The sequence below is a fragment of the Burkholderia sp. MR1-5-21 genome (assembly GCF_053427715.1).
In genome coordinates, this window is the sequence record NZ_JBSAXD010000005.1 from 369,374 (window position 1) to 385,658 (window position 16,285).

Annotated in this window: 17 protein-coding genes; 6 read left to right on the forward strand and 11 right to left on the reverse strand. The window is 58.9% G+C overall.

Annotated elements, in window-relative coordinates:
- Positions 1 to 155: 155 nt before the first annotated feature.
- Positions 156 to 2,258, reverse strand: coding sequence for an FUSC family protein (locus ACV229_RS10195; RefSeq protein ID WP_448082982.1), 2,103 nt, complete (start codon positions 2,256 to 2,258; stop codon positions 156 to 158).
- A 500-nt stretch (positions 2,259 to 2,758) separates the two neighbouring features.
- Here ACV229_RS10195 and ACV229_RS10200 point away from each other — a divergent pair, with 500 nt between their 5' ends.
- Entirely contained in the window at positions 2,759 to 2,917 is a 159-nt protein-coding gene (locus ACV229_RS10200; protein WP_448083019.1) for a hypothetical protein, read from the forward strand.
- 57 nt (positions 2,918 to 2,974) lie between these two features.
- Positions 2,975 to 3,649: a YoaK family protein gene (locus ACV229_RS10205; protein WP_448082983.1), complete on the forward strand. Its 675-nt coding sequence runs from the start codon at positions 2,975 to 2,977 to the stop codon at positions 3,647 to 3,649.
- Positions 3,650 to 3,788: 139 nt separating this feature from the next.
- Here the strand turns inward: ACV229_RS10205 and ACV229_RS10210 are convergent, their stop codons facing one another.
- Positions 3,789 to 4,280 carry a MarR family winged helix-turn-helix transcriptional regulator gene (locus tag ACV229_RS10210; RefSeq protein ID WP_448082984.1) on the reverse strand — a complete coding sequence of 164 codons (492 nt, stop codon included), beginning with the start codon at positions 4,278 to 4,280 and terminating at the stop codon, positions 3,789 to 3,791.
- Positions 4,281 to 4,346: 66 nt separating this feature from the next.
- Here ACV229_RS10210 and ACV229_RS10215 point away from each other — a divergent pair, with 66 nt between their 5' ends.
- Positions 4,347 to 4,637: a DUF1330 domain-containing protein gene (locus ACV229_RS10215; protein ID WP_448082985.1), complete on the forward strand. Its 291-nt coding sequence runs from the start codon at positions 4,347 to 4,349 to the stop codon at positions 4,635 to 4,637.
- Positions 4,638 to 5,429: 792 nt separating this feature from the next.
- Here the strand turns inward: ACV229_RS10215 and ACV229_RS10220 are convergent.
- The 3 genes from ACV229_RS10220 to ACV229_RS10230 form a co-directional block, all read right to left on the reverse strand.
- A complete protein-coding gene (locus ACV229_RS10220; RefSeq protein ID WP_448082986.1) occupies positions 5,430 to 6,449 on the reverse strand; it encodes a lipase family protein in 1,020 nt (339 codons plus the stop codon).
- Between the two features lie 425 nt (positions 6,450 to 6,874).
- Positions 6,875 to 7,267, reverse strand: coding sequence for a ribonuclease E inhibitor RraB (locus ACV229_RS10225; RefSeq protein ID WP_448082987.1), 393 nt, complete (start codon positions 7,265 to 7,267; stop codon positions 6,875 to 6,877).
- 160 nt (positions 7,268 to 7,427) lie between these two features.
- Positions 7,428 to 8,054, reverse strand: coding sequence for a tyrosine-type recombinase/integrase (locus ACV229_RS10230; protein ID WP_448082988.1), 627 nt, complete (start codon positions 8,052 to 8,054; stop codon positions 7,428 to 7,430).
- A gap of 302 nt (positions 8,055 to 8,356) precedes the next feature.
- On the opposite strand from ACV229_RS10230, the gene ACV229_RS10235 reads away from it, so the two are divergent.
- A complete protein-coding gene (locus ACV229_RS10235; RefSeq protein ID WP_011549124.1) occupies positions 8,357 to 8,590 on the forward strand; it encodes a hypothetical protein in 234 nt (77 codons plus the stop codon).
- Between the two features lie 178 nt (positions 8,591 to 8,768).
- On the opposite strand, the gene ACV229_RS10240 is transcribed toward ACV229_RS10235, so the two are convergent.
- Both ACV229_RS10240 and ACV229_RS10245 read right to left on the reverse strand, forming a co-directional pair.
- On the reverse strand, positions 8,769 to 9,218 hold the full coding sequence (locus ACV229_RS10240) for a cupin domain-containing protein (protein WP_448082989.1): 450 nt from the start codon (positions 9,216 to 9,218) through the stop codon (positions 8,769 to 8,771).
- A gap of 285 nt (positions 9,219 to 9,503) precedes the next feature.
- The gene (locus ACV229_RS10245; protein WP_448082990.1) at positions 9,504 to 9,779 is read right to left on the reverse strand and encodes a hypothetical protein; all 276 of its coding nucleotides are present in this window, start codon (positions 9,777 to 9,779) and stop codon (positions 9,504 to 9,506) included.
- Between the two features lie 107 nt (positions 9,780 to 9,886).
- On the opposite strand from ACV229_RS10245, the gene ACV229_RS10250 reads away from it, so the two are divergent.
- Entirely contained in the window at positions 9,887 to 10,522 is a 636-nt protein-coding gene (locus tag ACV229_RS10250) for a hypothetical protein (protein ID WP_448082991.1), read from the forward strand.
- 272 nt (positions 10,523 to 10,794) lie between these two features.
- Here the strand turns inward: ACV229_RS10250 and ACV229_RS10255 are convergent, their stop codons facing one another.
- The 4 genes from ACV229_RS10255 to ACV229_RS10270 all read right to left on the reverse strand — a co-directional run bounded on the left by ACV229_RS10255 (position 10,795) and on the right by ACV229_RS10270 (position 15,230).
- Positions 10,795 to 11,904, reverse strand: coding sequence for a substrate-binding protein (locus ACV229_RS10255; RefSeq protein WP_448082992.1), 1,110 nt, complete (start codon positions 11,902 to 11,904; stop codon positions 10,795 to 10,797).
- Between the two features lie 770 nt (positions 11,905 to 12,674).
- Positions 12,675 to 13,226, reverse strand: a complete 552-nt coding sequence (locus ACV229_RS10260) for a hypothetical protein (protein WP_448082993.1) — start codon at positions 13,224 to 13,226, stop codon at positions 12,675 to 12,677.
- Positions 13,227 to 13,228: 2 nt separating this feature from the next.
- Positions 13,229 to 14,068, reverse strand: a complete 840-nt coding sequence (locus ACV229_RS10265; RefSeq protein WP_448080661.1) for an SPFH domain-containing protein — start codon at positions 14,066 to 14,068, stop codon at positions 13,229 to 13,231.
- A 358-nt stretch (positions 14,069 to 14,426) separates the two neighbouring features.
- Complete coding sequence (locus ACV229_RS10270; RefSeq protein ID WP_448082994.1) at positions 14,427 to 15,230, reverse strand: hypothetical protein; 804 nt, start codon at positions 15,228 to 15,230, stop codon at positions 14,427 to 14,429.
- 495 nt (positions 15,231 to 15,725) lie between these two features.
- Here ACV229_RS10270 and ACV229_RS10275 point away from each other — a divergent pair.
- Positions 15,726 to 16,285: hypothetical protein (locus ACV229_RS10275; RefSeq protein WP_448082995.1), on the forward strand; the 560-nt coding region annotated here is incomplete at its 3' end.

Genomic DNA, 16,285 nt, shown 5'->3' on the forward strand with positions numbered 1-16,285 from the left:
ATTGCGAGGCGGCCGGGCGAGTCTGCCGCAGGCACCGCATGTGGTTATTAAAACCGCCGCAGGTCACGCAACTGTTTCACCGCTGACGCCGAACGTTACAACTGAAATAGAGGCCAAGGCTCTGGTGCGACAACGGAAACAGGACGACGCAGTCCTTACGCCAATGAGCGGCCACCCAATGCAACTTCTCGTAGCGTCTTCACGTCCCATGAAATCTTCTCCAGCGTGTACTGCAGCGGCATGGGCACGAGATCCTCATTCATCTGGTCAGTCGCAGGCTCGGTAGGACTGCTTTGTTTCGGCGACTTGCCGCTCAGAATCGCTGCACTGCGGGCCATTTCATCACGAACGTTTCCAGCAAATTCGATCAGGGGCCCCGCGCTGGATCGGTCGTTGTGCATCTCATCCGACACCTCGATCAGGGTTGCAGTCCCAATTGCCGATCTGAGGGTGCGGACAACTTCTGTCGCCGAGTCGGCGAGCTGCGCTTCGGCTCGCGGCTCGATCAGCATCTGGTGGAACGAGACCTCGGCCGCGTCTACCGCCATGCATGCGTTGCGTCGCAAATCGTGAAGGCTGGCGTCCGTAACCGTGCAACCTCCCGCAGCACGCAATGCCTCCGTGACATAGGTCGCCGCCGCTTCGATGGCGGCAGCCAGGGCATGCGTGACACGGTGCTTCTCCCAGCGTGGCCACGCGAGCATCGAAATGGCGATCGCAAGCGCCGCCCCGGCCACGCTGTTGCACACACGAGCAAGCGCGAGCAGGAGCTCCGACCCGCTGGGCTGGCCAAGCTGGGCGACGAGGATGAAATGTGCGGTGAGAAACAGCGCGTAGGCCCAGTAGCTGACCGAACGCGCCGCCAGCGTACCTATCGCCAGTGGCAGCACCGCCAGGGCCAGCAGCAGCGGCGAGTGGATGAAGTAACCCAAAGCGGCCGCAACAAGCGCTCCGCACATCGTGCCGGCGATACGATGTGCGGAGCGCTTCAACGTCATGGCAACGTTCGGCTGGACGAGGAACAGCACGGTCAGGCTCAGCCAGTAGCCATGGTTCGGAGTGAAACGCTGGACGAGTGCGACGGATAATGCGCTGGCCAGCGCGACACGAATTGCATGCTGGAGCCAGATGGATCCTGAGTTGAAGTTCGCGACCAGATCGTCCCAAAGCACGCTATCGCGGCGCGACGTCGCGACCCGACGCAAAGCAGCGGCCGACGTGCGGAATTTGCTGCTGTCGGCGATTTCGGCAGTCTCGATGAGGTGATGAACGGCACGGCTCACCTGGCGGAGGGCCGCCGTTACGGACACACCGTTGATTCCTTGTCGACGTGCCGCATGAATTCCGCGGTGACACATTTCCAAGCGCTCGACAGACGCATCGAACCGGCGCAGCCGTAGCGCAAAATTCCCCCGCGCTGCCCTGCCGGGAGAGGCAAAACAAGGCCCGAGCGCAGCGAGAAGGTCGTCCAACTCCGCGAGGGCTGCCGATATACCGCCGCGCAGCCAGCGTGGCGTTGGTTCGCCGCCGGGACCAGGCGCCAGCAGACCTTCGAGAGCGACCAGCGCGACAAACGACTGTTCCGCTGTGAAAGCAAGTTCAATGGCCCATCGGCTTCCAGCACCGCTCTCCGGTCCTTGCCCCGCCGAAGCTGCTGCGCTGCGGGCAGTCTCCAGAAGTTCGCGGATCCTGACCCGCCAGGCTCCATGAGCGCCGCCATCCCTGTTGGTCCCCGCCAGGTCGCGCGATAGCTTCCCGGCAAACCTGGACATTTCGAGGTAACAGACGGCGACCGCCCGCCGCGCGGGCGACAATGGATCGGTATGCCACAGCAGTATGGCGAACGCCACCGCCCACAGATTCCCATAGAGGAAGTAGGCACCGTACGCGACGGCACGAGAGAGATCGCCAGCCGGAAATGCAACCGATACCGCGAAGTCGGTCGCCACCAGCAGTGCGCACAAACCGACTTTGGGACCCTTGACTCCAGCGAATGCACCCGCAAAACCTGTCAACGCTGCGAGCACCAACGCAAGCGGCGGCCAGGCTCCCACCCACGCCCCCAGGCCCGAAGCGACCGCTCCAGCCGCGCCAAACGCCAAAGCGAAGCGGAGTCTGGTTCGCCTGCTGCCGCCCGGGTCGCAGAAACATGTCCAGAACGCCGCAATCGCAGACCAGCTCAAAAGCGGCGTGTGCGAGACTGCCGCCAGCACCGCCGGCGTCGCGCATACGATGCCGCCCCGCAACACGTCGCCCATAGGCATGTGGAGCAGCACCCCGGAACCAGTCAGTCGCCGTAGAACAGCCCGTATTGAAGCAGTCATGGAATCAGATCCTGGGAGCGTTATCGAGCGGCCAGCCGTGTGAGCAATCCACCGTGGGCAAACACCGGACAGACCATATGGCGTTTGCTGCACGGGGATATGACCTGGCTGGTTCATATCCCCGTGCAGCTCGGGGCGGAACCACAAGCGCTCGCGCCGCCGCACCGCCTGTCGGCATTAAAGCGGCGGAAAGTCACGCAGCTGTTTCGGCGTCGCCGCGCATCGTTACAAATGAAACCCGGACGCCGCCCCTCCTGTCCGACAAGCGCCTCGCTGGGGAACGCGCCTGCTCGCGCGGCCCCGGCATCTTTGATCGCGACCGCGATCCGATCGTCGAGCCCATTGCGCGCATGCGCGATCGAACCATTTCATTTGCAACCGATTCCGCTTGTGTTTGAAACCCTCGGGTAATGGCCGGTTGATGAAATTCGGTCATCGGCTATGACAAGTCGTCGAAGATCGCGCACTACGCGTACGACAACGACCTCACGCTGAAGGAAGCCGCGCTAAAGCCCGGCTTCGTCGATGAGGCGGCGTTCGACAGGATCGTCGATCCGAAGAAGATGGTGACGCCGTACGTCGCACACGAGTAAGCGGAGACGGGGTTGCGATCGAACTACCCGTCATTCAACGAGCATGCGAGCACAGAAATGGACATTGAAGCAGCGAAAACACGTCTGAATGTGGCGGTGTTACTGAGTTTGTCGGGCGGTTTTCTCGACGCGTTCACCTACATCGGACACGGCCGGGTATTCGCGAACTCGATGACCGGCAACATCGTGTTGTTGGCAGTCAATCTGGCCGCTGGAGACTGGCAGCAGGCAACAAGACATATTTCGCCGATCGTCGGCTTTGCGTGCGGAATACTGGCAGCGCATCTCCTGCAACTGATGACGCCGCGCTGGGTCCGCCATCCGGCAATCGCTTCGCTGGTGTTTGAAATCATGTTTCTCGGGATGGCGTCGCTGACGGGGCTGCCCGAGTTCTGGCTGATACCGGGCATCTCGTTTGTCGCGACGCTGCAAACGATGTTCTTCACGCATTCCGGGAACGTGAGCTACACGTCGGTGATGACCACCAGCAATCTGCGGCGATGCATACAACTGTTTCTTGAATCGACGATATCGGGACGCGCCAGCGCGAGTTTGCATGATGCGATCGTGCTCGGTGCGATCAGCCTCAGTTTTGCGTTCGGCGCCGTGATGGGTGGCTTGACCACGCACCGCCTCCACGACACCGCGTTATGCGTCCCGGCCGCCCTCCTGTTAGCCGCGTTGCTCGACATCGGCCGGCAGGCTTTATCGAGCCGCTTGACAGACGTATGACGTATCGCATCCGGGCCGACGGCCAAGGTTCATTCCGCAAGCGCTGACGCAGCGACTTCGTGGGAGATTTGAAGCGGGCAGACGTCGAACGCGGGCGAATGACCGCGATGTGTCGGAAAGCGCTCCTTGCTTGCCTCGTTTAACGGGAGGCTTGTGGCGACGGTTCAAGAGCAACAGAAGATGAAGCTTCTGCCGCCCTCGCTAACTCTGCCATTGCCTGCGTTGCTGATCGAAGTCCTTTCTCGCCCAGGTGACGGGACAGTTCCGATTTGGCCCATTTCCACACCGGAAAGGCAGCCAGCAGGAGGCGACGCCCAGAGCTCGTCAAGCTGAGCCGCTTTCCTGCGGGGCCACGTCCGCCTTCGGAGCGCACCAATTCTCGCCCCTCAAGGTTCTGAACATTTCGGCTGAGCGTGGTCGCATCGACCCCCGCGCTCACCGCGAGATCAACGAGTGTCGCCCCCTCGGCCGCCCCGATCCCGACCAGCAGGCTGAATTGCTCGGCTGTCAGCCCGAACTGTCTGAAGCAGGCGTTGTAATAGCGCGTGACTGCACGCGCCGTCGCACGCGCCTGAAAGCCCGGACATTCTGCGGCGACGTTCTTCAAAGATTCTGGATCAAGCCCGCTCATGTTCGCGCCCTCGACAATCCTAGAATACGCAAATTATACTGTATATACATTATTGGGAGATATGTCATGCCAGCATACGTGCACGTCAATCTACGTGTCATCGACCCCGCCAAGCAGGCAGCGCTCGCTCCTCGCTTTCAGGCGGCTTTGGAAGAAGCGGGTGGGCGGATTCTGCATTTCGGTCCTGTTGTGCAGGTTCTGGAAGGTAATGAGACTCCTCTACCAATGGCTGGCGTGTTCGAGTTTCCAACCCTGGCGCAAGCGTTGGCCTTCTACAATTCCGAGCGGTATGCGCCGATCAAGGCCGAGCGCCGGGAAGCCCAGCAAGCAACCATGTTCGTTGTCGAAGCCGGCTAGACGACTGATGGCCATTCTTGAACCGACGTTCGAATGACCGAACTTCGGCGCTGAAGCGGACGACGGCCCGCGGGCTCGGGACGGCTGCATGTGGCCGGCCTCGGCCATCTGCCTTCGGTCAAGACGACCGCGACCCATGAGTTCAGCGGGCGCTTCGCGAGCGCAAATCACGCCTCAATTAGACGTACATGCTTATTGCACTTGCCACATAGCAATGCTTCTTCGACTTCTGGAATGAGCTCAACCACGCTCCTGACCAGAGCGTCATAGTCCACTTCGGTTGCCGTCTGTCTCGGCCAATGCCGTACCGAGAACCATCGCCGGACCAAAGGCCAGCTATAGACTTCATAGTACCGGCTTAGGTCAGCACGAAACGCATGCTGGGTCGCGTCACCGCCTCGCAAATGGCCGCCGCATCGGCCGCGTCCGGCCGAGTTCGACCCGAAGCGGACCGTCGATCCCATGACATATCGACGGCGGCTACCAACGCCATTGCGGCCGTTCGCTGATCGGCGATAGTCTGTGCGCGCCAACGGCCGTAGGCACCGTCCGGATCACCCGCCTCATTGGTCTCCGCTTTGCCCCGGTCGCCCACATGCGGTTCGAATCGCGTCCGACAGAAACCGAGCATAAAAAAACCCGCCGAAGCGGGCTTTCACATTGCGTGCAATTTTATCTTATTGTTTTTGCTTCGTACTACTTTCCGCTAGCGTTTTACCCTTGGTTTGGCCTTTGTACGCGCGTTCTTACGCCACTTAAGACATGCGCAGCCATCACCGATTCATTGGAGACTTACTTCGTGTCCCCGGTGCTCGACGCGGGGATGTCTATGTCGGTAAGGGCCATATCCAGGCAGGTCATGTATCCGTAGATATGCTGATAGCCAACCTGCATCTGGAAATCCCGAATGTCATTCTTAACCTCCCCGTCAAGCTTGTACTGCATCACAGGCGTCACGGGTCCTGAAGGATCGGACGTTCCCCATTGGGTGTAATTCAGAGGCCTTGTAGCAAGGCTGATCGCATCGACAGCAAGCTTCAAATCCAGATGGGGGTCAATGCCGGCATCGCTATAGACGGTTTTCACATTCAGAATGCTGTCCGCATTCCATGCCATCGGCACGATATCCCGCGAATTGAATATGCGTGCCGCACGGCCTCGCATTTGTCCGTTGAAATAGTCGGCGAATACATCGTTGCCTGCTGTCGGGCCGGCAAACGTCTGGCAGTGGTACGTCTGAGTCTGCAAGCCGCTCTGATTCTTCAGGTACAACACGATCGCGGATGCCAGCGCTCCTCCGAGGCTGTGCCCGACCACGTTGACTACCGATGACGGTTGCACAGTCCTCAGGAAGTCGGCGAGCTTTAGCTGACTTGAATCAGCCGTGGTCAGTACGTTGAACAACGCTCCGTTCGTACCCGCGGATATGCATGCGTCCGGCGGGCAGTCCGGCACATACGCGCTGAATGGCTCAAGGGTTCCATACGAAAAATCGCCCAGAACATCAAGCGGGGATTTGAAATCGGTGCCGCTTGTCACTACTGAATATTCGCCACTACCCGCCGATTGCAAGACGACAGTGACATTGGCAACATCGCCATTCGGATCCGATACGATGGCAGGCCCCCAAACAATTTCGAACTGATTGTTCTGGGTCATCTTTGATCCGTTCAGGCGATCCACGATGATCTTTTTGACCTGCGTGTCAGTTGGATGCGGGATTTCGCGCCCGAATTTGTCGGTTGCTGCGTTGTTAAGGACATAGGCCAATGTAAGATTGACCTGCATTTGCTCGAGTATGCTGGATGTCATGGTTCGTCGCCTCGTCGTCGCGCTGCGGAAGGTAGTCATTGCGAATGAGCCGATTCTTGGCCTCCTACGCCGCTGCGGGTTGGAATTGGACGCGCGGCGGCGCTACCTGGATTGCACGGAACGCAAGAGGTGTAGGCTCGCAATGATCACACAAATGATGGCGCAGGCAGTACATCGGAACAACCTGTCGATGTTGGCAGGTACCATCAGCCTGTCACGGCCTCGCGGGACGACAGTCCCGGCAGTCTCAACGATCCTGCCTTTCGAGGCTCCCTGGACTCGCCTTCAGGCTCGAGAAATCCCGGCATCCTCATGAAAAGGTCCGTTGTCCAAGCGAAGCGGTCGCCCGAACGTCCAGAAGCTGGCAGAAACGAACGTCGCTTGATGGCCGGACTGCGACGGCGGCAATACGTCGAGAAATGTTTTCAGTTGCGTTTCTGAACGACGCACCCCCAACCATCGTAGGTCAGCCCGAAAAACGCAGAGATACACGTCATGAATCCCGACACAGCTAAAATATTGTGCTGGAGAACTGGCATATGGATGAAGACTAGGACGCGAAAATGGTCGTCGACTTGTTGCACCGAAGCGCGGCCGTACTGGTAGTCGTTAATGAAACCCGAAACGATCGATGCCTTCTCGGCAGACGGTGCGATCAGGCAAAAATCGACTTCGCGAGGTATGCCAAAGTCGTCTCCTTGTGTATCCATTACACGCAATTGATCAACATCAGCAACTGCAGTTTCCATCAAGGTCTCGATAACTGACACGGCTTTCCCCTCGTTTTTGTATCGTTGAAGATTTGCAATGACGGCCATGATCGAGTGCTTACTGTCGATTTGCATATCGCGGATTTCACCATGCTACCTGCGGTGAATGTCGGGAGAGATGTTGTTCGTTGTCGACGATCTATGATCTGATCGCCGAATGTCCCTTCATGGCCGGGCAGCGACCGAGCACCGTCCGACCCAGGGTACATCAAACGTCGGTCTGTTCTGCCATCTCGAGAGCATCGTCGACCTCGATGCCAAGATATCGAACGGTACTCTCAAGCTTCGTATGACCGAGCAGCAACTGTACCGCCCTGAGATTCTTCGTGCGCCGGTAAATCAGCGACGCTTTGGTCCGACGCATTGTATGCGTTCCGTAAGCAGCGTCGTCGAGACCGATCGAGCGTATCCAACGATGAACAAGACGGGCGTACTGTCGCGTCGAGATGTGCGGCGATCCGTGGATGCGGCTAGGGAACAGAAAGTCGCCCGACGACAGTCCAGCCGCCCTGATCCACGCCTCGGCACTCTCACGGGTCTGCTCGGTGATCTCGAACTGCACCGGCTGTTGGGTCTTCTGCTGCATTACCGTTGCCCGTGGCACCACACGAGAGCCAACACAGATATCGCGCACGCGCAATCGGGTCAGGTCGCACGCTCGCAACTTGCTGTCGATCGCCAGGTTGAACATCGCGAGCTCACGTGTTCTTGCCGCTAGCTGCAGGCGGATACTGATCGCCCAGATTTCCTTGAGTTTCAGTGGCAGCTTCTGGCCCGTCAACTTGCCTTTGTTCCACGGCATGCACCGCGCGCCGTAGTTGATAGTCGCTTCCATGACGACTCTCCTTTCAATGGAAGGGAGAATCAGTCTGCATCGTCCGTGGCGGGCGATACCCGACCCTGAACGGCCCTTCAGATTCATCCAAAGCGGCCAATCGTTGTGACCTGCGGTGGGATTTTGTAGCCACGCTCGATGAGTATCTTGGCCTCGGCGCGACTGCGGAATCATTCCCGATTAAATCGCTTCTCGCGCAGCGTGCCGTTGGAACCTTCAACGGAGTCGTTCTGCCAAGGGCGGCAAGAACGGACACAGCGTGTACGATCTGGTCTTCAAGAAAACCATCCAAGGAGAGTGGAATGAATCCGGAACAGGCCCGAGCCGAAGAAACCCAGGCGATGGAGCGCATGGTGGCCGCCACGCTGCGCGTGCAGAGTACGTTCGCCTCGATGCAGAAGCAATTTCCGCCGCAAGGCAGCGGCGAGCCTTCGCCGTTCGCGCTGCAAACCTTTGATGCCGCCCTGCAGGAACTTGAAGACGCACAGGCCGCGTTCGATGCGCTGCTGAACGATCTGATCGACGGTAACCGCTAAAGGCTACGCCCTTATCTGCACCGATTGTCGACGATCTAAAAAGCTGTGTCGAACGGCCGTTTGTGGCCGGTTACCGCCCGATGCGGTCGGCCCTAGCCGTACCCGATTCGGCCGCTCACGTGTCGCACAAGCAGTCGTTCAACGACAGAGCTTAGGGGAGGCGACATGTCCGCGCCCGCTACTGATTGCGCGGATCGTCAGCGGGATTGATGAAGTGGATTCCGCTAGGCCCAACATACTGAACTTGGATAATCGCTGGCTCGTTCCCCGTCCAGACATAATGGGCGTGATCAGGGGGCAAGACGAAGACGGTTCCTGCCCCAAACATCTCGCCTTGGGCCTCGAACTTTTCCCCCGTGCCGTGCCCGACCCGACCGCTGATTACGGTGATGATCTCGGTATAGGGGTGCGTATGCGGTGCGACACGATAGTTCGGGGGAAATTTGTTGCGGATGACGATGGTCTCGGCCTTCGCCGGATCGCCTAACAATACGGCAGTTTTCACCCCCTTGAAAAACGGGTGGTCCTTCCATACGAGTTCATCGGCCTTGATCACCTTCACGGCTTCTTGCGATGCCGCGGAGCACATGGCCGCGATCAATGCCAGCGAGACGAGAAGCCATTTCATGGGGTTCTCCTTCAAGGTGACAATGCCCCTCCGGAAAAGTGCAGAGGCAGCCTTTGAGCACTCCTGCCATTTCTGTGCAATGCATTGCCAAGAATCAACAGCTTCGATATTCCGATTCCAGTACCACGCAAAAATCGCGCCGAAGCAGACAAGGCAAGGCTTCCCAGGTTCGAATTTGTCGGGCGACGCACATTTCGAGCCAAAATGCTTCACGGTTGAAACGGTGCCCTGGCCTTACAGGGAACGTTGGCGTTTGAGCCGCGTAATCCGGGGACGGCCCATCCCTCAACGCCTCTCGCCCGCTTTCACGAGGAACGCCGTATCGGGGTTGTTCGATACCCGTGCGGTACCGCAGACCCGGTACGTCGCCGAGCGTTCGGGCAGGCGCCGGACAAGCCTCAAGGAACGGCTCGATGCGATCGTTGTTTTTTGATCCAGTTCCGCAATGTCACGGGCGATTGTCAACGACCTACGCAGAGTTGTCGAACGGCCGGTCATGGCCGGCCCCGGTCCGACGCCACTGAGCGGCGCAAGCCGCAGCACCATCCATGCGAAAAGCATAGAGCGGCTCGACGCGGGCCATTTAATCAGCTTCCGGATGTGTCGCATTCATCCTACTATTAACGTGGGCACCTTCCTTTCGTATGCGACCAGAGGATCGACAAGTCATGAACAACACTGCATCTACAGTCGTGAGATCCCGTTATGCCCTGGTGCGATTGATCGATCGAGTCTCGTGGCAAGGATGGTCGATAAGTATCGTTGCGCTCGCACTCGGTGGCTGTACGTCGTCGGCGCCGCTCCCGGGGGAAGCCATCTCGTCGAGTGCTTCCAATTCTCAATGTGTCGGAACGATCGAGCCGCCCTATGGGCTCGAGCAGGTCAGCGATCCGTCGTTGCTCGGCAGAGCAGTGGGTCAGGCGGAAAAGGGCGGATTGTGCGAGGGAAAGGTATACAAAGTAACGCAACCGCTCACCGTCTACCGCGTGTGGGATTCAGCCAAGACCTGGAGCCAGTACGGGAACTGGTGGAGCTTCAGCCCGCCGGCCGGGCCGATTGAGGCCTATCGAGCGAAAAATGAGATCTGCCCGAGCTGGAGTCGTCTCGATCGCGTTACGCAGTGCCGCCTGAAGGTCGGCGCCGAGATCGTCATCGGCCCCGGGCAGAGCGCGCAGTGCGGCGTGAACGACAACAACATCAGCTATCCTCCGTCCCCCGAGTCGCAGGTCTTTATTCCAAATGACGGTGCTAATGCTGACAAAACGGGCGTCATTGACTGCCTGGCGGAAATCGCATGGCCGTAAGGATATCGGGGAGATGTCGCAGATGACTCAGGCACTGGGAGTGAACTGCGATGTCCAGTCGAAGGAAGCCGACAAGGGGCGCGCGCCGCACAAGCCCGCCGACGTGTGAGGGACGCCTGCTGGCGGCGGCCGCTCGCCCGCTTGCAGTTGGGAGGCCGGGCCAGGCGACGAGAGCCGCCTGCCTGCCGTGCGGCGCTCAAGTGCGGGCCGGCGCAGACGTGCTGCACGATGCGAGCGTCGCAGGTGAAGCGGTCTTACCGGGTCGCATAGTCTCAAAGACCACTGATGATCTGCTCTTTCGGATCAATGGCGCCCAGCTTTTTGACAATCTTGAACCGGCCGCCCGTCGCTTGGGCGATGTACATGTTCATGCGGACGTGATGCTGCCCGGGTACCATTTCCGCCGGGCCGCCGGGGCCTTGCGCGATCTTCGCGTGGTCGAGTGCCGCGATCACCTTGTCCTGGTCGACGGTGCCCGCCTCACGCACAGCAGCCTCCCAGAGCTTCATGCCGCGGTAGAGACCGGAGCAGGCGCTGCCGGCGGTGAACTGCGCGCTGCCGGGGAACAGCTCGTCGTAGCGGGCGAGCAGATCGCGGCTAAACGGATCGTCGACCTCCTGGTAATAGTCGAGGCAGCCGTAGAGACCTTCGACCCGCTCGGACGGTACCAGATTGAGGAAGTTCTCGTCGAAGTAGGTGCAGACGAGCTTCCCGCCACGCTTCTGGAAGCCGGAATTGTAGAGTTCCTCAAAGAACGGCGTGAGGCCGGGCGGGACGATCGTGTTGAAAACGACATCGGCACTGCTGGCCGTTATCTTTCCTGCCGTATCGCGATAGTCGCCGTGATCGAGAGCATAGTATTCCTCCCCGACGATCTGGCCGCCGTTCGCAGTGACCAGCTCACGCACCTTGCTGTTCATCACATGCGGCCAGATGTAGTCGGCCGACGGCAGATAGAACGTCTTTGCGCCGGTAGTGTGCATAAGCCAGGGAATGAGCGGCTCGAGCTGCTGAGCCGGCACCGGGCCGGTGCAGAAGATGAGCGGGTCCGCCTCCTGTCCTTCGTACTGCTCGGGGTAGATGTATAGCTTGCCGCTCTTCTTGACGGGGACCTTGATGGCCTGTCGCGTGGAACTGTAGATTCCGCCGAACAGCACGTCGACTCGATCGTGCTCGATCAGCTTGGTGGCCTTCGCCATTGCCACGCTATCCATGGTCGCGCCGTCCTCGAGGCAGAGCTCGAGTTGCCGGCTAAGCAGGCCGCCGCCCGCATTGATGTCGTCGACCACCATCTTCGCCACGTTGGCATCGGCGATCCCCATGAACGAAAGCGGACCGGTCTGCTCGGCGATGACTCCGATTTTGATGGCTGATTGGGTCATGACGTCCTCCTCATCTCCTCACGGCGGGCGACCTTTCAGGCGACCGCTGTGGAGCGCGACCAAATCGATACGATCCGAAGCAGTATAGGACGAGGAAACGTAACTGTTCCAATTCCGAGCGTTGCCGTGTCCGACTTGGCGTTTGCAACGGCAGGCACTAACCGCAGAATTCCAGCGGAGCCCGGCCAAGATCCATGAGGCGTCAGTGAGGCTTCAAGTTCGTATCGAATGATGGACTTCGAGCCGATCAAACGATCCACGCGGCGCCGGGTCTGCGAGCAAACATGGATCGAGTCTCGATGGCCGGACGCGCGGCGAGTCGTCTGTCCGGGCTAGTCGACGGTCCCTTGTCAGCGCGTAGCCGATGCTCGAATTTAAGCGATCTCGTTCGGTTCAACGGCGGTAACTGGCCGGCCACTGCCCGACTCGGTCGGCCGAACCCGATCCATCTCGGCCGGTCAGCCGGTCACAGCCCAGGCGTCGAGTTCCGGGGTACAGCGGTCACTCGGCGGGATATCGGCGTTGACGGGTGGTCGGCCGAAGCAGACGCTCACGCAAAGGCGTGCGTGAGGCGTCTATAACGTGCGTTCCGACATTCGGAGCTCCACAGTCACGAATGCAGCCAGTGCGTGCTGTCGACCCACAACGACCCGTCGGGCACGTGACACGCATGCCCTTGGATCTTCGAACCGCCGTTCGTCAATGCACGCATCCAGGCTGCCGGGCAATTCGCGTTCTTGCGGATCCGGCACGGCATGGCTGAACGACGCCTATTCCATACGGTCGAGCAGTACCGCTTCGCGGCGCCGCAGGGTTTCCTGGATCGCCATCAGCCCTTGGCCAAGTTCACCCAGATGTTCCAACATCCATTCACCACTTCGCGTATCCAGCATTGCGTGCAGCAAATTGCACTGCCCCACGAGCCGCTCATCGCAACCGATCAGAGCCTTGATCGTATCTGCCTCGCGACGGTAGCGTTGTGTCATGCGGTCGTTCTCCGGCACCGGCTGCGATTGCAGCCGGCCACCCACCATGCCGATATCGGCAGCCAGACGTTCGAGCTGCTGGGATGCCAACGTGACCGCAGGATCTGGAAATGGATTTTCGCGCGACGGCGTGCCACAACGCGCTCGTCGGTACTCGGAATCAGCACGTTCCACACTCGAGCGCGCCATACCGAGCAGCCATGCCGCCTTGTTGCGCACGAGCTGATCGTCAGCGCGCAGCTGGTTCTCGATCTTGTAGAAGTTGTACCCCCAGCCGTAAAACAAGTTAATCGCAGTTTGCCGGAGTACGCCTTCGTCATAGAATCCCGAATCCATGGCTAGGTATTTGTGGAAAGCCCTGTATCGGGCCCCAACGGATAAACTCCAGCAGCCGGACCACCGATCTGGAACGGCAACCCAGCCGCAGCGTTGGGGGCGGAAACGAGACCTTTTTCGGCCATCCGCAGAGCAAGATAATAACGAACGGCCTCAATCGGCGTGAGTCCAATTGCCTGCAGCGAAATCAGTTCGCGCATCCGCTCGTCTTTCGGCACGATCAACACCTTGACGTCGTTCAGTAAGATGCCGAAGGTTTTCAGGAAGTCGGAAAGGTGCATCTTCACCGAATCCCTTATTTCGGTGATGTGCTCATTGATGCTTTCCATTTTCGTTACCTGCACGATCTGGTTGATGGCCTGTTCGATCGCGGGGCCCGCATACTCGGCGACTTCTTCGGTATTGATGAAATTGCCGTTGAACGGCAGGTGTGCAATCAGGTCGAGCGCCGCTTCCTTGGTATCGATGTGAACATAATAGTCGACCTGGTAAGCCATCTCGGCCATTTCTGCACTCGTGGCAACCCCCTGGTTCCGAATCAGGAGCTTCGACCGATTGACGTAAATCACTTCAAAAACCCAAGGCGAGGACCCGCCGAAAAAGCCTTGAGCAATCGAGCCCAGAAGCGGCTTATCGGGGGTAGTCAGTGCGTATTGACCCGTCTCATAGATGTTGAGCACAGCCCCGCGCGATTTCAGAACGCAGAAGTGATTGCTTTCCACGGTCAACAGCGAGCCTGAAACGATGCTCTCGTCGGCAATCTTGATTGCCAAGACCCTGGTCCCCAGCATATCGGTGCCGTCGCGTTGTAGCGAGGTGATGACCTGCCTTGTGATGGCCATGCGATGCTCCTTGTGTCAGTCATTGACTCCACGGCGAAGCGGGTATCGTGATTCTTGGCGTTCAAAGCATATTCCCATACCGAAGAAAGTCAAATGATTCTATGTGTGACACCGAACTTCCGCCGATATGACATATGGCCTTCGTATTCGTTACACCGCTTGACTCCCATTGCCGGGACGACGGACGCTGAACCGGTGCCACCGGTCCCTTCCATGCTTTCTTTCGTTGAGTCATAGGCCGGTCTGGTGAGGCGGGGGCTCGACGGGGCATTTTTGCCTTGCGGATTCAACCGGTCGATGCAACGAACGGATGAAATCGTTCAGCCGCCGCCGACGGTCTGCTTTCCGTCGACTTCGGTCAGGGCTTCGCATCCCCTTGCCTGGCGCCCATGGCCGCAGCAATGCGGCTTTGTGCGGCGACGAGTTGGTCATCCGTGGTCGCTACCAGCCACCGACGTGCCTGCTCCTCGATCTGGCGGTTGTGGTCCTTCAACGGGCCCATCGCGGCAGCGGCCTTCCAGACCACTGGGCCGATTCGGCTTTTCCTGCCCGACGGCGCGCCTACCAGCAGGCAGTAAGGTCCCAGCGGAAGCGATACAAACGGAAGTGCCGGACTGGCGCGCATGCGCCAGTCAATGAAGGGCGTGTCGCCGATAAGCAGCGGCATGGGCAAGCCGTGGAGGACACTAAAATCGTACAGCGCCAGTTGCTCCCGCATGCCGGCGTAAATACGCCGGATGTCGTCGACAACCGCCGCGCGGATCTCGTAGTCGAACATGGGTTCCTGGGCGTATCGGGCAAATGCCTGTCGAGCCTCCCATTGATATGCGCTGAACAGGCCAAGCTCCACGCAGTCCTGCACTGCGCGCTGAACATCCGCTACAGAACCGGCTTCCTCTGGCGTACCCAACTGCGCAGCCCGCAAAAACCGGGCAAGTCCGGCCTCCTGGATCGCCGGACCATCCGCAGATGCATCGTCTTCAGTGCCCTTGCCAAGAGGCACGTAGATATACTTCTCGGCCGCGAAATGCGACTTCTTGCCTTCATCAAACTTGATTTCGCCATCAACGCAGTCCAGATAGCGAGTCCCGATTCGACCATGCTCCCAAACCCAATTCTTCAGGAACGGACGTAGTGGATGCAGCCTGTCGTGATCGTTCATTGAAACCTCCAAGTTGCCCAGTATAGTTCCAAGTTGTCGACTGTCCCGTGGAGGATATGGCGATCGATCAATCCGATGGATCGGCCCTTTTCAATCAGGCCGGGTGGAGCCCTGCAGGCTCAGCAGCGACCGGCACGACAGGCGACGATCGATCTCTCTACCGCGGGTGGAATCTGCGCCGCCTCGACGGCTGTTTGCTGGATATGAGTGGTCTCATGCATTCGCGCTGAGCGGCAAGTGCTCGGCCTTTGCGGACACTCAGAAACCGGCCTTGGTGAGGCAGCTACAGGGCATTTTCCGGACATTCGCCCTTCGGCTATTGCGAACGTCCGGTGTCACTGCCAGAGGATGAGTGCTGTCGACCCTTCACGTTCCTTCAGACCTACGACAGCGCGATGGCAGCTTTGTGGAGGTTACGGACATATACTCTTGTCAAGTAAGAAGAGGTCCTGTCTCGTTTGCGTTTTGCCTATTCAATATTGACCCAAAACCGACATGCCACACGATCCTCCCTTCAAAATCAAGAAAGCCGCCTTATTGACAAGCGCGGCGGTACAGGTGGTGGGGCAATTTGCCCGGCAAGCGAGAGCAGCGCCGGATGGTGGTGCATCACTCCTGTTGGAAGCGCAGAAAGGATTTGCTCAATTGAAAGACAGGGAGCGCACGTTCATTGAACGTTACGGGCACGCTCGCATGCCCGTGTGCTGTAGATTTGACGATAAGTGGATCGTTGCCGTGGGTGGTAGTCTCTACAGACAGGTGCAAGACGATCCATACGACTTCACAAACGTCATACACGACCACGCGCTACTGTTCTTTGGCGAACCATTTCTGGAAGCTGAGGAAAAGAAGCCGCTGGCTCAACGCCATCCCGCAATGCAATGGATGCATACCTATGTAAGCCATCGTGAAAGGGTTTTACGAAGAAAAAGTCATGATCCCAGAGCTTCTCAAATCGGAAGTGGAGCAGCGTGGTTTCGGCTCGCTTACGACTTGTTCACGATAGGTGATAACTCGACGCTTGAGCGCATACTAAAAGCTCGACTGCTAGACTC

What these genes read in the sequence shown, in the direction of transcription:
- ACV229_RS10195 (WP_448082982.1), bottom strand. Translation starts at nt 2,258, where the DNA reads ATGGGCGACGTGTTGCGGGGCGGCATCGTATGCGCGACGCCGGCGGTG.
- ACV229_RS10205 (WP_448082983.1), top strand. Translation starts at nt 2,975, where the DNA reads ATGGACATTGAAGCAGCGAAAACACGTCTGAATGTGGCGGTGTTACTG.
- ACV229_RS10210 (WP_448082984.1), bottom strand. Translation starts at nt 4,280, where the DNA reads ATGAGCGGGCTTGATCCAGAATCTTTGAAGAACGTCGCCGCAGAATGT.
- ACV229_RS10215 (WP_448082985.1), top strand. Translation starts at nt 4,347, where the DNA reads ATGCCAGCATACGTGCACGTCAATCTACGTGTCATCGACCCCGCCAAG.
- ACV229_RS10220 (WP_448082986.1), bottom strand. Translation starts at nt 6,449, where the DNA reads ATGACATCCAGCATACTCGAGCAAATGCAGGTCAATCTTACATTGGCC.
- ACV229_RS10225 (WP_448082987.1), bottom strand. Translation starts at nt 7,267, where the DNA reads ATGGCCGTCATTGCAAATCTTCAACGATACAAAAACGAGGGGAAAGCC.
- ACV229_RS10230 (WP_448082988.1), bottom strand. Translation starts at nt 8,054, where the DNA reads ATGGAAGCGACTATCAACTACGGCGCGCGGTGCATGCCGTGGAACAAA.
- ACV229_RS10235 (WP_011549124.1), top strand. Translation starts at nt 8,357, where the DNA reads ATGAATCCGGAACAGGCCCGAGCCGAAGAAACCCAGGCGATGGAGCGC.
- ACV229_RS10240 (WP_448082989.1), bottom strand. Translation starts at nt 9,218, where the DNA reads ATGAAATGGCTTCTCGTCTCGCTGGCATTGATCGCGGCCATGTGCTCC.
- ACV229_RS10245 (WP_448082990.1), bottom strand. Translation starts at nt 9,779, where the DNA reads ATGCTTTTCGCATGGATGGTGCTGCGGCTTGCGCCGCTCAGTGGCGTC.
- ACV229_RS10250 (WP_448082991.1), top strand. Translation starts at nt 9,887, where the DNA reads ATGAACAACACTGCATCTACAGTCGTGAGATCCCGTTATGCCCTGGTG.
- ACV229_RS10255 (WP_448082992.1), bottom strand. Translation starts at nt 11,904, where the DNA reads ATGACCCAATCAGCCATCAAAATCGGAGTCATCGCCGAGCAGACCGGT.
- ACV229_RS10260 (WP_448082993.1), bottom strand. Translation starts at nt 13,226, where the DNA reads ATGGATTCGGGATTCTATGACGAAGGCGTACTCCGGCAAACTGCGATT.
- ACV229_RS10265 (WP_448080661.1), bottom strand. Translation starts at nt 14,068, where the DNA reads ATGGCCATCACAAGGCAGGTCATCACCTCGCTACAACGCGACGGCACC.
- ACV229_RS10270 (WP_448082994.1), bottom strand. Translation starts at nt 15,230, where the DNA reads ATGAACGATCACGACAGGCTGCATCCACTACGTCCGTTCCTGAAGAAT.